The organism is Pseudohongiella sp. (assembly GCF_040877505.1).
Lineage (GTDB): Bacteria > Pseudomonadota > Gammaproteobacteria > Pseudomonadales > Pseudohongiellaceae > Pseudohongiella.
In genome coordinates this window covers 183,336-198,877 of record NZ_JBBDNQ010000024.1, presented here as the reverse complement: position 1 = coordinate 198,877, position 15,542 = coordinate 183,336, and the positions used below count along the sequence as shown (strand labels likewise).

Sequence of the window (15,542 nt, the reverse complement as noted above, 5' to 3'; positions counted from 1 at the left end):
GCCTCTTGGCGGGCAACCCCGTCGCGATCGCTGACACCCCATTCAGCCGCGTGGTTAACGAAAGCCAGCTAAAACAGGTCATGCCTGCCGCAGAACGCTTCAGCCCAAAAGCCGGCACGCCACCGGTGTTTACCGCCTATGCGACAGACCCGGCGTCCGGCAGCGACGTCATTATCGGCTATGTCTTTCAGACCTCCGATCTGCCTCCGGAAGAGACGGGTTTCAGTTCAACCATTGACGTACTGGTGGGTCTGACCGTGGATGCCACCGTCACCGCCATCAAGGTGCTGGACTACAACGAATCTTTTCTCTCCAGTCGTGGCGATTTTTTGTCGATACCACCGTTCCAGGAACAGTTTCGCCGCAAACCCCTGAGCGATCCGTTCCGGGTCGGCCGCGATATCGATGGCGTGTCACGCGCCACCATCACCAGCTGGGCAACCAGCCGGGGTGTCTACAATGCCGCCCGACGCGTGGCACAGGCCTATCTCACAGGCAGCGGCTTTTCCGCCGCCGCCGATGCTGCCGGCAATGCCCGCGCACACCTGGCCCCTTTGAGCTGGGAGGACATGACAGCGCAGGGGCTGGTACAGGTGATGACGGCCAGGTTGCCCGACGATACGGCTTTAACCCTGTCTTTTGCCTATATGGGCAATGAAGTACTGGGTGAACTACTGGTCGGCAATGACTATTATTCCCGCGCCGAACGTGATGCCAGCAGCCGCTTTGATGAGGGCAAATTGATGCTGGTGGGGATTGGCGGCAATGCCTCTGACCCGTTCCGACAGGAACGTTTTTCGATACAACAAGGGGATGCTGTCTATCCCATGCCGCGGCGTCGGACGGTATATGCCGGCAGCGCCGATCAAGGCAAAATCGCGGGTCAGGCCAATTTTGCGGTGGCCATGATCCTGGACCCGACGCTGGACCTGAGCCAGCCCTTTACCGTGTTGTATGACCCGCAAAACAGTCAGCCACCTTATTCGGTCGATATACAGATACAGGGCATTCCGTTGGACCTGGCGCTGGGCCGTGAGATTCGTGCACCGGGTGACCCTGCCCTGGACGAGATGATGCAGTCTTCTGTCGGCGGTCTGCTCACCGACATCAACTGGACGCGGGTGTTGCCGCTGCTGATCATATTCACACTGGTCATGGCCGCCTTCCTGCGCAAGGATGCCCGTCTGCGCTGGATCACGCTTGGCCTAACACTGGTTTACCTGGGGTTCATCAACGGCGGTTTCCTGTCGGTATCGCATATTACCAACACCATCAACCTGGGCCCATCAATGCTTTTCAGTGACCTGCCGCTGTGGATGATTGTTGTCTTCACGCTGATCACTACCCTGATCTGGGGTCGGGTATTCTGTTCTTCGCTGTGTCCGTTCGGGGCGCTGCAGGACATCATCACCCGCATCGTACCCAGGCGCTGGCAAAAAACGGTGCCAGCTTATATTCATGATAAAGCCCTCTACCTGAAGTACGCCCTCCTTGCGTTAATAATTGTCATGGCGCTGGTCCGGAGCGACATCAGCATCTTCCAGTATTTTGAACCCTTCGGGACTCTGTTTTTCTACAGCACCTCGATGGTGTTATGGACAATTCTTGTATTAATTCTGTTGGCATCGGCTGTTGTCAAACGCTTTTATTGCCGTTATGTGTGTCCGCTGGGCGCGGCGCTGGGGGTAATGTCCCTTATCAGTCTGCGCCGGATAAAGCGCGTGCCTCAGTGCAGCGTGTGCAAAGTCTGTGAACATGCCTGCCCCACCGGTGCTATTCGCAATGAGCAGATTGATTTCAAGGAATGTGTACGTTGTGATATTTGCGAAAGCAAACTTATCACTCAGGCGGGCGTGTGTCGGCACAGTGTTGAATCATTGACATCGCGAGGTGTACAACTGTTGCCGGTCAGTCAGCTTGGCTGACCGGCACGCCAGTATTGTCTGTGCCGCATATCAATGCGGTGCTATCAGTGCAGTGCTATCAACACGGTACTATCAGAAAGTGCCATTGATCTTGATAGACACCACCCGCGCTGCGTCAAAGCAGTAATCCTCGATTTCCGATATCACACCGCCACTGATGACACCATCAAAGCGCGTACGCTCCCGGCACTGAATATTGTTGGTGGCATTACGCGCATCAAAACGGATCCGGATATTGCTGGGCGTCACGTATTCCAGAAATGCGGTAACGTTAGGATCGCCGTAGGTACGTTCGATATTATCAATGTCATAACGCTTGATGTTGCCATCAAACCGGTTATTCCAGTTCATGCCATAGTTGATTCTGAGCGACGGCAGGTCATGACGAAAGCCCAGTTGAAAACGACCTCGCTCGAAATCCTCGAACCTGCGATCAATTCCCAGAAACGGGTCCCTGATCTCGGAGTCTTTCACTTCAAACGTGGAAATTATCATCAAATCAGGCATATTGATCGCGTTCATGCGCACACTGCCGCTAAGCCGCAACCCGTACATGTCGCCGTCACCGATATTGCCATTGGCCGAGACCGGATTATCGGGCGTCACGGACACGTCAATACGCTCAATGACATCTATATGCTGCATGTAGAAGATACTGCCGTCGATAACACCCAGGTCATTGGGCAGCCGATACTCGCCGCCAACATCAAAGTTCCATACCTGTTCCTGGCGTAAATTGGTGTTCCCCGCCATGGTTTCGGCATCGTCATCACGCGTATCACTGGAGGCGACAAAGTCGGAGAAGCTCAATTGACGTACAGACTTGGTGGCCGTGGCGCGCAGTTGCTTGCCATTGCCAAGGTCATAACGCAGATCGAGCTTGGGTTTGAAAAAGTCGAAGTCACGCTGGTTGAACACATCACCGGTCTGGGTAATCTCGGACGCTTCGTAAATCAACGAACTTTCCAGTGTCATGCGCGGGTTGATCTGCCAGTTGTGCACAACGAAAGGTTCATAGCGGATTTCTTCCACAGTCGAGTTGGCATTGCTCACTGCAACCGGGGTCAGTCCGCCGTGATTGTCACTGCCGGGACCAGTGCCGGGCAAACCCAGGCGCAGTCTGGAATCGAGTGTGGTCTGAGCGCGTTCCACACCCAGCTCCAGATCCTGACCGTCAGCCAGCCCCAGAGAATATGATGTACGTACGATACGCTCCTCGGTTTTGGCATCAGAGTTCAGGTACAAATCCTTGCTTTCACCACCATTGCCTTCACGGACAAAGCGTTCGCGGGTAGTCTCTTCATTCTCTTCATTGGCAATGAACAATATCTTGAAGCGGTGATTGTTACTGAACCGTATTTCGTAGTCCCCGCCAATCTCCCAGTTGTTGTTGACGCCGGGAATATCTTCCCGTTCAAAAACGCTTTGTGCCGGACTGGCAGTGAGATCAGTAATACGACGATCAACCTCAACCGTATTATCGTAGTCCGAGTACAGCATGTTCAGGCGCGCGCTGCTGTCTGCATTGATATCGTAGGCCAGATTGGCAGCGTAGCTATAGGTGTACTGGTCGCGCGTGCGCTCCTCGGCGATTGTGTCATTGGGAGAAAAGTCACCCAACACACTGCTCTCAGCACTGGGGCGGTAGTCGTGACGCGGCTCAGCTTCGGCGCTGAGCACATAGTTAAAATCACCCTGCTGGCCATTCAGTGACATTTTGCCGCCTGGCTGTACATGCGAGTCCATGTATCGGTCAGTATTGATCTCGTAGGAGAAGGAACGGCTGGAAAGGGCTTCAGTCAATACAATATTGACAATCTGGTCAGCGCGCACGTCCAGATCCGCCGAGGTGCCGCGAATAAGCTCTATATGCTGCACTTTATCGGCCGGTATACGCGCAAGCTGACTGCTGGCTTCATTGCTCTTGCCGGCCACTCGTTTGCCATCAATCAGAATCTGATTGCCGCCACCGCCACCCAGACCGCGACCATCATTGGACCCACCGAAGTTGCTGCCAGTGGCGGAGCCAACGCCAGGAATACGATTGATCATGTCCTGCGCAGTGACAGGCGCCCATTGTTCAAAATAGGCAGACGGATATGTGACTGTTGAATCGTCGGCGCTACCTTCGACCTGCGCATGGCTCATGGAGATGAACATGCCAAAGCCGATACCGATGGCAGACACCGACAGGGTGCGGCGGACACTGGCAGAAAGCCGATCTACGCGCTTCGGATCAATATATATTTTTGATTTCATTAGACTAATGCTCTTTCTTTTTTTAGGTTCTGGTACAGACGGATGCTATTTAGAAACTCCCAAGGGACGGTACGGTAAGCAAAAAGGGCGGGGCAGGCAACGACTTTATTGCCGCTAATTGTGACAAAGTATCTATTTGCGTAGTAATACGGTATCATCCGGATCCTGCAATACTGCATTACACGTACCCGCCCTGTCGGGTACCTGTCACTTATGTGGGCTGGTCCGCACGCCATGATGGTGCCCCCGGACAACAATCCACACTGGCGTGCTCACCTCAGGCCCCCTTGAAACTGACGTTTCAAGCACGGTCCGGAACGTGTTCACAATAGCTTTTCAAGTGTTCACATTACAGGTGTACCAAGGGCTGGCGAAACAAACACCACCCTTATTAGAGACTAATAGGAATTCAATGAGTTTTGATAATTTAGGCCTGTCAGATGGCCTGCTGAAAGCTTTGGCTGACCAGCAATATACCACCCCTACCCCCATTCAAGCCCAGGCCATTCCCGCCATACTGAATGGCTCGGATGTCATGGCGTCCGCCCAGACCGGCACTGGCAAGACCGCAGGCTTTACCCTGCCTTTGCTGCAAAAGCTGGATGGCGGCGAACGTACCGGCGGCGGACAGATCCGCGCCCTGATCCTGACACCGACCCGCGAACTGGCAGCTCAGGTTCACGAAAGCCTGAAGACCTATGGCAAGTACCAGAAAGTTCGCTCCGCCGTGATCTTCGGCGGCGTAAAAATCAACCCGCAGATGATGATTCTGCGCGGTGGCCTTGATGTACTGGTTGCCACCCCCGGCCGCCTGATGGACCTGTACCAGCAAAATGCTGTGCGCTTTGACAAGCTTGAAGTACTGGTGCTGGACGAAGCCGACCGCATGCTGGACATGGGTTTTATCCGCGACATCAAGAAAATCCTGGCGCTGTTGCCACCCAAACGTCAGAACCTGATGTTCTCGGCAACGTTTTCAGGTGAAATTCGTGAGCTGGCCAAAAGCCTGTTGCAGAACCCGGTACAGATCAATGTTGCGCCGCTGAACACAACGGCCGATCGCGTCACCCAGACCCTGCACCCGGTCGACAAGTCACGCAAGACAGAATTGCTCAGCCACCTGATCCGCACCAACAGCTGGTACCAGGTACTGGTCTTCAGTCGCACCAAACATGGGGCCAACAAGCTGGTGCAGATGCTGGAGCGCGACGGCATCAATGCCGGCGCGATTCATGGCAACAAGAGCCAGCCACAACGCACAAAAGTTTTGCATCAGTTCAAAAACGGCGAGCTTCAGGTATTGGTCGCAACCGACATCGCGGCGCGCGGAATTGATATTGACCAATTGCCGCACGTCATCAATTTTGATCTGCCGGATGTACCCGAAGACTACGTTCACCGTATCGGTCGCACCGCCCGTGCCGGCGCCGAAGGCGCAGCCATTTCCCTGCTCAGCGGTGACCAGCTTAAACAGCTCAAGCAGATTGAACGCGTATTAAAAACCACCATGAAACGCGAAATCGTGCCCGGCTTTGAGCTGAAAGAACGCCTGGAAGATGTCAAGGACACCGAAACCCGGCGCCCACAGCAACGTCGCGGTCAGGGTGCGCCTCGCCAGGGCGCTGGGCGTCAGGGCGCCGGTCGCTCAGCAGGGTCAGGATCACCTGCAAGCTCGCGTGGCAATACTGCTCGCGCTGCCAACAGCCGACCACAGCAGGCACCTGCTCACCAGGGCGCCACCAGCGCCTACCGTGAAGAAGAACGCAAGCAGCGTAACGGCAACACCATGAATGATGGTGACCGGCCCGTTGCTGCCAAGCCCAGAAACCCACGCCCGGCACGAGGCAATGGCAACAGCCAGAGCGCCAGACCACGCCGAAATGAAGGCACCAAACTGGTGTCAACCTGGTAAATAACCCACAGGCTGGCTAGTCAGGGTCAATGATACCCAGTCGAATCGCTTCCAGGGTAACCTCGGAGCGATTCGACACGCCCAGTTTGGCATATATGCTTTTAACGTAGCCTTTGACGGTGTCCGGGGACAGGCCCAGCATTGCGGCTGCATCTTCCACGCTGTAACCCTTGCCCACCAGGCACAGCACATCGGTTTCTCGCGGAGTCAGCAGCGACGCCTGCCTGGCCTCTCCTTTATGATTAAAATGGTCTATCAGGCGTTGTGACGCTGCTGCCGATATCGGCGGCTGATTCTTCTTAATACCCTGCAGATAACTGACTATCCGTTCCCTGTCCTGGTCTTTAAGGATATACCCTTTGGCGCCGAGCTTGAGGGCGGCGAACAGATTCCGGTCATCATCATAGATTGTCGCCACCACGACATAACAGGGATGCTCCCCCCCCTGCAAACCCCGTATCACCTCCATGCCACTGCCGTCCGGCAACCCCAGATCTACCAGTGCCAGATCAAAGTCATGGCGCTGCAGCAAGTCGCGCGCTGTTGCAAGATCTGCTGCCTCATGCACCTGCATCAGCGGAAACGCCGTGCAAAGGCAGGAAACCAGCCAGCTCCGGGTTTCCCGATTATCCTCGACCACCAGCGCCAGCCCTTGCTCAGAAGACCACATAGTATGCCATTTCCAGGGGATTGCTTTTCCGGCCTGACTGTAGACAATGACAGTATATTTGTACACCCCCACAAAAAGGGGGGCTCGCGCGCACTGCGCCGACAGATTTGCGAAAGGAACTTCGCATGACCCCAAAAACGGCAGATCAACGATTTCCCGCTGCCCTCGTGGTAACGGGCATCCTTCTGGTCTGCCTGCTGATTGTCAGCGGTCCGCAAAGCCTGGCACATGACCCCGTTTCGGTACCCCCCGGCACACCGGTCGAAATTGTCGAGGTCGAGTATGCCGTTTATGACAGCTACCCTCCCCCGACAACAACGCCTGGCGGGCAACCCCCTGAATTGAACCCGCCTGGCTGGCAACCAATAGTCTTGCCATTCATGACAGCGGACCTGCCACCGCAGCACAGTCCGTTACAGCAAGACCATGACGTCTGGTTTCGCTTCTATCTGCAGGCGCCGCCAGACGACACGGACTATAGCCTGCTGCTCTGGCGCTATAATCTGTCAGCGGCAGTGTATTTTAATGGTCATGAAATCGCCGCCAACAGCGATCGTGAGGGCCGACTGACGATGGCGTGGAACCGGCCCTTGCTGGCCAATATTCTGAATAGTCAGTGGCAGCCGGGAGACAATGAGGTATTGATACGATTGCACACGACCGCGTGGGGTGGCAATCTGGCGCCGCCGCTGTTTGGCCCCGAAGCTGCCCTGCAAGGAATCCACGATGCGCGTCTGTTCCGGCAGGTTGATATCAACCGGATACTGTTATCGTTTTCCGTCATCATCAGCGCCTTCACGCTCGCACTCTGGCTGCTCCGGCGTCAGGATACTGCCTACCTGTGGTTCAGTGCTGCCGGTCTTGCCTGGACACTGGGTACCTTGCACACGGTTATCTACCACAACCCTGTGCCTTACAACATCTGGCTGCCGCTGGTGCACACCGCCATTGATAGTTGCACGTTTTTTCTTTACGGCTTTATCGGCCGTGTGACCCGGGCACGCAAAGCAGGGCGCGAACGCCTGTTCCTGGCCTGGACCATTTTTGCCTGCGTGTCACATTTTCTGGTGCCACCACCCTGGTTCTGGTACAGCGCCTACGGCATGCATCTGACAGGTCTGGTGATACTGAGCAGCATCGTTTTCCGGGTCGCGCTTATCGCCGCTCGCCAGCGCCAGACTGAGGCGATTGTGGTCACCCTGGCTGTGTTGGCGCAGATGATCCTGTTTGCTTACAGTGCATTCCAGATGTTATTCGATAACGCGGAGCGCTGGGATAGCGCCCTGTCCTATGCGCACTTCGGCATACCTGTCTTGCTGCTGGTATTCTCCGCAGTGCTGCTCAAACGCTTCACCGATGCGCTGTCAGTTGCTGAAACCCTGAATCAGGAGCTCGAACAAAAGGTGGAACTCAGCCGCCAGGTTATTGCGCGCAGCTTCGAAGAAAGACGTGTGCTGGAGCGACAGCAGGCGGCAGAACACGAACGACTCAAGATATACCGTGATCTGCATGACGACGTTGGTTCCAGATTGCTGTCGATTATACACGCCGAGCCAGATCACAAAATGGGTGATATGGCGCGATCGGCACTGGAAAGTCTACGCCAGTCGGTATCCAAAGCAAATACACCTGATCAGAAGCTGAGCGTTTTGCTTAATGATATTCGCGAGGAGACCGAGCTCAGATTGCAGGGGTCAGGCCACAGCGTCGACTGGCAGCAGCACGGCAAACTGCCGGATTTATTGGTCCCGTCAGCGGCAGCATTCAATGTCAACCGGATTATGAAAGAACTGGTCAGCAATATAATCCGTCATGCAGATGCCAGTCACATTGAAATCAATGTCGCCCTTGATAACGATACATTAACAATTCGCATCACTGACAACGGTGTCGGTTTCGACACCGTTGTCAGTGATGACGTCGGCGGCAATGGCCTGAAGAACATCAAAAGCCGGGCCGCTGAAATTTCTGCCCATGTGCAGTGGAAAAGCCACCACCAGGGAACCGAAACCCACCTTACCCTGTCACTTGGCAAGCTCGCGAGTCTTTAGCAGTAAATCCGAATCATGGACAAAAGTAGTTCTGCGTGCCATGCGCCTGAATGGCTTCTGCTATCCGCTCCAGGCCAAGCACATACGCTGCCGTGCGCAACGTAATGCCTTTCTTCTGCGCCAGGCGCCAGACAGCACTGCTTTCGCGCTCCATAATAGGCCGCAGTTTGTGTTGCACCTCCTCTTCCGTCCAGTAGAAACCCTGCCGGTTCTGCACCCATTCAAAATATGACACCGTTACACCACCGGCATTGGCCAGAATATCGGGGATCACCGTGACGTCGTTTTTCTCCAGAATCCTGTCAGCGTCCGAGGTCACCGGTCCGTTGGCCAACTCCATGACCACTGAGGCCTTGATGTTGCCAGCATTGTCACGGGTGATCTGGTCCTCCATGGCCGCAGGCACCAGCAAATCACAGCTCAGTGCAAACATCTCGTCACGCTTCATGGTTCTGACCTGGTTTCCGGGCGCGTCGCTGGCATAGCCAATCACCGAACCGTGTGCCTTCTTGGCCTCTTCCAGCTTGTGCGGATCCAGCCCGCTGTCATCGTGAACGCAGCCGCCGGTATCGGACACGGCAATGATCTTCCAGCCATCCTGGTGCAACATGGTAGCGATGGCGGCTCCGGCATTACCGAAACCCTGGACTACAGCGCGTCGCTCACTGTTTTCCAGGCCGATTTCTGCCAACAGATTATTCAGAACATAAAAACCACCTCTCGCGGTCGCATCATCGCGCCCCAGTGAACCACCCAGGGGTATGGGCTTGCCGGTAATCACAGCCGGACACGGATACCCGACCAGGCTGGAATATTCATCTGCCATCCAGCCCATAATCCTGGCGTTGGTATAAACGTCGGGCGCAGGTATGTCCCGGTCCGGCCCAATCATGGCGGCGAACGCATGCACATAGGCTCGCGACAGACGCTCCAGTTCGCGCCGGGACAATTCCCTCGGGTCGACGCGCACGGCGCCTTTGCCGCCGCCATAGGGCAGGTTAACCACAGCACATTTGAACGTCATCCAGAACGCCAGCGTCACCACTTCTTCCAGATTGGCATCCGGGTGAAAACGAATGCCTCCCTTGGTTGGCCCCCGGGTATCGTCATAGCGACAACGCCAGGCCTCAAACGATCGTCGCACGCCATTGTCCATGCGGACACTGATGCGCGCGGTCAATACTTCTTTCGGAAAACTGAGGGCTTCCAGAACTTCATCAGGTACATCAGTGTAGCGGGCGGCTTTCTTCAGTTGACCTAGCGCGCCAGTCAGGATATCCGACATAAAACTCTCCGTTGTTGATCCCGCCCGGCCAGATCAGCAGAGACAGGAGTTGGGTCGTCACTGCGATTTATCATAACGCGCATGGTGGGCGTATGCATCTTTGCCGATACAGAACAGACCTTGCTGTGTTAGATTGTTACAATATAACGCCAACGCGCAGCTGCCTTGCACAGGACTCCTGGCACAGGACAAATTGCACAAAGCACCTCGCATAACAGGCTGGCCACCGGGTTAACGAGTCACTCCCCATGCAGCACAGACTTCTGTTACAGACCGGCAGCGTCCTCAGCGCGCTGCTGATCCTGATCCTGGACTCCACGACCCCGCTGGGTTTCGCTCACGGCGATCTGTACCTGCTGAGTGTTATTCTGGCCGCGCTTTCCGGGAGTCGTCGCTTTCTTATTGGCATCACGCTGACCAGCGTTTTACTGACGGTGCTTGGTACCGTCATTTCGCCCCCGGGACTTGAGTTCCGATACTGGGGCAGCAATCGGGCGATTTCCATCGCCGGGATCATCATCATTGCCGGCCTGTGTGACTACATCATGCAGCGGTTCCAACACCTGCAACGTGAATCCAGACACCTTGAGTCTGAACATCAGGCTCTGCAGCAATTGACTCCGTCCCCTGACAACCCCCTGGCGCCGTTCCAGTATCCACAACAGTTCCAGCTGTTCGCGGACGCAATTCCGCAGATTATCTGGACCGCTGACCCGGACGGCAATATCGATTATTTCAATCTGGCATTGAGTCGCTACACTGGCAAACCCAGGGATGTACTCGCAACAGGCAAGCAGTGGCCCAGCGTGATCCATCCGGACGACCTGATTCAACTCCGGATAAACTGGGCGCAGGCGGTAGAAAACAAAATTACCTACGAGCTGGAATGCAGGCTCCGCCGACATGATGGCAGCTGGCGTTGGCACCTGCTGCAGGGCGCACCGGTCAGAGATGACGATGGCAGCGTGATCAAGTGGTGCGGTTCGGCCGTTGACATCCACGATATCCGCGTTTATACCGAACGTTTTGAACATGTTGCCAGAGCCACTGTGGATGCGGTCTCCGACTGGGATATCCAGACCAATCAGATCTGGTGGAACCACGGAGTGACGAATCTGTTTGGGTACACGCGCGCAGAGATGATGGCCAAACCGGGCAGCTGGACCGAGCGCCTGCACCCCGACGACAAGGAAGAGGCGCTGGCCACTATCTATGACACATTGAACTCGGATCGCGAACGCCTGCACTGCGAGTACCGGTTTATGCGCAAAGACAACTCCATCGCTGTGGTGGAAGAACATGGATTTGTCATTCGTGACAAGGATGGCATTGCCATCAGGCTGATTGGCGGCATGACTGACATCACGCAGGAGCGTCAACTGGAGGAACAACTCAGCCATGCGCAGCGTTTGCAAACAGTCGGCGAGTTGACTGGTGGCGTGGCTCACGATTTCAACAACCTGCTGACGGTCATCCAGGGCAATGCCGAGTTACTGACCGAAGATGCAACCCTGACCACACAGCAGAAACCACTGGTCAGCATGATCAGCGATGCCAGTCAGCGCGCCGCCGACCTGGTGCAGCGCCTGCTGGCATTTGCCCGCAAACAACCCCTGTCGCCACGGGCAACCGACATCTCCGCGCTCGTCATCAACATTCAGGCACTGGTCCGGCAGGCCGTCCCTGAACGTATCAGTCTACAACTGATAACGGAAGCTGATCTGCCGCTCGTCGTCATTGATCCGCCGCAACTGGAGAGCGCCGTGCTCAACCTCTGCCTGAATGCTCGCGATGCAATGCCGGACCGTGGCACGCTGTTACTGGAAGTTGGCAGCAGTGAGCTGGATGCCGACTACACCCGCCAGCACCCGGAAGTGGAACCTGGGCGCTACGTTTTGGTATCAGTCAGCGATACCGGCTCGGGAATGAGTCAGGACACCAAGGCGCGGGCGTTTGACCCGTTCTTTACCACCAAGTCCAGCGGGCAGGGTTCGGGTCTGGGCCTGAGTATGGTTTATGGTTTTATCAAACAGTCGGGGGGGCACATTTCTATCTACTCAGAGCCCGGTCACGGCACCACTGTGCGCATGTACCTGCCTGTCAGCCTTGACCCTGCAAGTCATGATCCGGACCAGGGAAACAGCAAGCATCTCGCAGCGACCGACCTGGCACTGACGCCCGGGGTCGTTCTGCTGGTTGAAGATGAACAGCTGGTCAGGCAATATGCCGAGAAACAGTTCCAGGCGCTGGGCTTTGAGGTCATCAGCGCCGGTGGCGGCAAAGAGGCTCTGGACATTCTGAGAGACTCAGGCGACATCGACCTGCTGTTCACTGACGTCATGATGGGCGATGGTATGGACGGCCCGGAACTTGCCGACGCAGCCCGAAAAATGCAACCAGACCTCAAGGTTCTTTTTACCTCCGGTTATACCGCGAACGCCATGTTCCGCCAGGGACGCCTGGACGCAGACACGGACTTGCTCGGCAAGCCCTGGCGCCGCGAAGACCTGCGGGCAAAATTGATGGCGATGCAATGCATCGACCAGCCCAGATCCGGGAGACTAGACAGATGACAGCCATCACTCGCTTGCTGATTCTTGACGATGACACCCTGACCGGTCAGACCATAGCCAATATTGCCATCATGGCCGGCGTGGACGCCCGGCATGTCGACGAGCCACAGGAATTTTTCCGGCTGGTGTCAGACTGGCAGCCGGATTTTATCGCCCTTGATCTGGTTATGCCCGGAATGGACGGCGTGCAGGTGATGGTCGAACTGGCCCGACTGGATTGCACCGCCGAGATCATCATTTCCAGCGGTGTCGGTGGCCGTGTACTCGATGCTGCCGCGCGCTCAGCCGCCGAGCACGGACTGAACATCGCGGGCGTTCTGGCCAAGCCATTTTCGCCCGCGCGGCTGCGAGCGCTGCTTAGTCACAACGCCAGTGTGGACCCGCCCCCTGCACCGGTTGCGAGTGGCAATACCATGCTCTCCACTGAACCTGACAGCATCAGCCGGGAGGATCTGTTGAATGCCCTGGACAACCAAGAGATCACACTGGTCTACCAGCCCAAAATAAACTGTCGTACCGGATTGCTGGCAGGGTTTGAGGCATTGGCTCGCTGGACCCATCCCGGCCTGGGCCCGGTCGGGCCTGACCGGTTTATTCCGCTGGCAGAACGTTATGGTCTGATCGACCAGTTGACGGATTCAGTGATGGTGCAAAGCCTGCGCTGGCTGTCGCACCTGCCCAGGCAACTGGATGAGTCCCCTGAGTTCGACTATCTGCGCCGACGTCTGCGTGAAATCACACTGTCCATCAATATATCTGCCAGCTCATTGAACGATGTTGATCTGTTCGAGCGCATGGACGAGTACTGCCAGAGCATGGGCATCCGGCCGGACCGCATTATTTTCGAACTTACCGAATCCTGTGCCATGGAAGATCCGATCAGTTCGCTTGATATACTCACCCGGTTGCGTATGAAAGGCTTTCATCTATCCATTGATGACTTTGGCACCGGTTACTCTTCCATGCTGCAGTTGGCGCGACTGCCGTTTTCCGAAATAAAGATCGATAAGTCCTTTGTCATGACCGCCGCCGAATCCAAAGAGTCTCGTACCGTCATCAAGACCATTATCGATCTCGGCCATGGCCTGGGGCTGTACACATCAGCCGAGGGTATCGAAAGCGAGGAGACACTGGAGTATCTGCGCACCATAGGGTGCGACCTGGCGCAGGGCTACGCCATTGCCCGGCCGATGACACCCGCGTCCGTCCTTGACTGGCTGCGCGACGGACGACTGACAGATGAGTCAAAGCGCCTACGAGTGCTGCACTCACTGAACATACTGGACACACTTCCCGATGAACGTTTTGACCGGATCACGCGCCTGGCCGCACGCCTGTTCCGGGTCCCGGTCGCATTATTTACCCTGGTAGATGCCAACCGACAATGGTTCAAGTCATCCATCGGTATCGATATCAAAGAGACCTCTCGCGATGTCTCTTTCTGCTCACATGCCATTGAGCAGGAAGGCGTCATGATCATACCCGACGCTAAACTGAACCCGGTGTTCAGCAATAACCCGCTGGTTATGCAGGACCCCTATATCCGTTTCTACGCTGGCTGTCCGGTCCATGCTGACACCGGCAGCCGGTTGGGCACACTATGCCTGATAGACCCGGAGCCGCGCGAGTTCTCTGAGTACGATGAGACGGTTTTGCGTCACGCCGCACAGATGATTGAAAATGAACTGACAGCGGATTTTCTGGCCCACGTTGACCCACTTACAGGTATGCTCAACCGGCGCGGTTTTGATTCGCGGGCGCAGGAAGCGATTGCGATGTGCCACGATGTCGACCTTCAGGCCTGTCTATACCTGTTTGATCTGGTGCATTTTAAAGCCTTCAACGAGCATCATGGGCCGGCGGCAGGAGACCGGGCGCTGATAGAGTTCAGCCAAATGTTGCGCGAAACTTTCCGCGGCTCGGATCTCATTGCACGCTATGGCGATGATGATTTCGTCATTCTGATGGTCGACATAAATCCCCTGGGTCCGGAGACTGCACTGAAACGCCTGCGGACGGTGGCCCAGGCTATCGATCAGGAACAACCCATCAGTTACAACGCAGGCTGGTCGCTGCTTGAGCACCCCGATGACAGTATTCAGCAATTGGTCCTGCGTGCCAGCGACCACATGCATAGTGAGGATCGCTGAATGACAGGTGCGGGAACGATTGCGACATCGCTTGCTGCTGCCCTGCTCTGCAGCACCGTCAGTGCGGTCGATGAAGTCAATGTCACTGATTTCGAAAACTGGCAGGAACGCAGTTTCAGTGGCAACACTGAATATACCATCACCACTGATGACGATGCAGCGCCGGTGCTGAAGGCTGAGGCCCGGGGCAACGCCAGCGCATTTTATCGCCAGGCACGCATTGATCTTGATGCCACGCCTTGTCTGAGCTGGCGATGGCGTGTCAACGGCAGTGCACCAGATAGCCTCGATGAACGCAGCAAAGCGGGCGATGACTATGCCGCCAGAGTTTACGTGGTAAAACGTGGCGGCCTGGCATTCTGGCGTACCAAAACCATCAACTACGTATGGTCAGCGTCACAGGCAATCGGCGAACGCTGGCCCAATGCCTACGCCGGCGACAATGCCCGGATGTGGGCGCTCAACAGCGGCAATACCAACGCAGGTGAATGGGTCAGCCACAGCCGGGATATACAACAGGATTGGCAGCAGGCTTTTAGTGAAGACATTGATCACCTTGACGGCATCGCTATCATGACTGATGGCGATGACAGCAACAGCAGACTCAGCGCCGCTTATTCAGACCTGCATTTTAGCGCCAGAGCAAGCGATGGTTCATGCCATCTCGCTGGCAACTGACACATCACTGACTGATACTATAACAAACAACAATCCACA

9 protein-coding genes are annotated in these 15,542 nt (G+C 55.8%); 6 read left to right on the top strand and 3 right to left on the bottom strand.

The window, feature by feature from the left end; translation table 11 throughout:
• The first annotated feature begins 5 nt into the window (after window positions 1–5).
• A complete protein-coding gene (locus WD071_RS09175; RefSeq protein ID WP_368048063.1) occupies window positions 6–1,925 on the top strand; it encodes a 4Fe-4S binding protein in 1,920 nt (639 codons plus the stop codon).
• Between the two features lie 72 nt (window positions 1,926–1,997).
• On the opposite strand, the gene WD071_RS09170 is transcribed toward WD071_RS09175, so the two are convergent.
• Complete coding sequence (locus WD071_RS09170; protein ID WP_368048062.1) at window positions 1,998–4,184, bottom strand: TonB-dependent receptor; 2,187 nt, start codon at window positions 4,182–4,184, stop codon at window positions 1,998–2,000.
• Between the two features lie 412 nt (window positions 4,185–4,596).
• Here WD071_RS09170 and WD071_RS09165 point away from each other — a divergent pair, with 412 nt between their 5' ends.
• A complete protein-coding gene (locus tag WD071_RS09165; RefSeq protein WP_368048061.1) occupies window positions 4,597–6,096 on the top strand; it encodes a DEAD/DEAH box helicase in 1,500 nt (499 codons plus the stop codon).
• Between the two features lie 16 nt (window positions 6,097–6,112).
• On the opposite strand, the gene WD071_RS09160 is transcribed toward WD071_RS09165, so the two are convergent.
• Window positions 6,113–6,766: a response regulator gene (locus tag WD071_RS09160; protein WP_368048060.1), complete on the bottom strand. Its 654-nt coding sequence runs from the start codon at window positions 6,764–6,766 to the stop codon at window positions 6,113–6,115.
• A 125-nt stretch (window positions 6,767–6,891) separates the two neighbouring features.
• Here WD071_RS09160 and WD071_RS09155 point away from each other — a divergent pair, with 125 nt between their 5' ends.
• Window positions 6,892–8,817 (top strand): ATP-binding protein, encoded by a 1,926-nt coding sequence (locus tag WD071_RS09155; protein ID WP_368048058.1) that lies wholly within the window; start codon window positions 6,892–6,894, stop codon window positions 8,815–8,817.
• 13 nt (window positions 8,818–8,830) lie between these two features.
• Here the strand turns inward: WD071_RS09155 and WD071_RS09150 are convergent, their stop codons facing one another.
• Window positions 8,831–10,102, bottom strand: a complete 1,272-nt coding sequence (locus WD071_RS09150) for a Glu/Leu/Phe/Val dehydrogenase (RefSeq protein ID WP_368048057.1) — start codon at window positions 10,100–10,102, stop codon at window positions 8,831–8,833.
• Window positions 10,103–10,350: 248 nt separating this feature from the next.
• Here WD071_RS09150 and WD071_RS09145 point away from each other — a divergent pair, with 248 nt between their 5' ends.
• From WD071_RS09145 to WD071_RS09135, 3 genes are read left to right on the top strand one after another with little or no spacing between them, the layout of a single operon-like run.
• Entirely contained in the window at window positions 10,351–12,675 is a 2,325-nt protein-coding gene (locus tag WD071_RS09145) for a PAS domain-containing protein (protein ID WP_368048056.1), read from the top strand.
• Window positions 12,672–14,825, top strand: a complete 2,154-nt coding sequence (locus WD071_RS09140; RefSeq protein ID WP_368048055.1) for an EAL domain-containing protein — start codon at window positions 12,672–12,674, stop codon at window positions 14,823–14,825. Before WD071_RS09145 ends, WD071_RS09140 begins: the two co-directional genes overlap by 4 nt.
• Complete coding sequence (locus WD071_RS09135) at window positions 14,826–15,503, top strand: DUF3047 domain-containing protein (protein ID WP_368048054.1); 678 nt, start codon at window positions 14,826–14,828, stop codon at window positions 15,501–15,503.
• Window positions 15,504–15,542 lie beyond the last annotated feature (39 nt).

Bases quoted from the DNA above. Each gene is read 5' to 3' on its own strand.
- WD071_RS09170 (WP_368048062.1), bottom strand. From the start codon at position 4,184: ATGAAATCAAAAATATATATTGATCCGAAGCGCGTAGATCGGCTTTCT.
- WD071_RS09165 (WP_368048061.1), top strand. From the start codon at position 4,597: ATGAGTTTTGATAATTTAGGCCTGTCAGATGGCCTGCTGAAAGCTTTG.
- WD071_RS09160 (WP_368048060.1), bottom strand. From the start codon at position 6,766: ATGTGGTCTTCTGAGCAAGGGCTGGCGCTGGTGGTCGAGGATAATCGG.
- WD071_RS09155 (WP_368048058.1), top strand. From the start codon at position 6,892: ATGACCCCAAAAACGGCAGATCAACGATTTCCCGCTGCCCTCGTGGTA.
- WD071_RS09150 (WP_368048057.1), bottom strand. From the start codon at position 10,102: ATGTCGGATATCCTGACTGGCGCGCTAGGTCAACTGAAGAAAGCCGCC.
- WD071_RS09145 (WP_368048056.1), top strand. From the start codon at position 10,351: ATGCAGCACAGACTTCTGTTACAGACCGGCAGCGTCCTCAGCGCGCTG.
- WD071_RS09140 (WP_368048055.1), top strand. From the start codon at position 12,672: ATGACAGCCATCACTCGCTTGCTGATTCTTGACGATGACACCCTGACC.
- WD071_RS09135 (WP_368048054.1), top strand. From the start codon at position 14,826: ATGACAGGTGCGGGAACGATTGCGACATCGCTTGCTGCTGCCCTGCTC.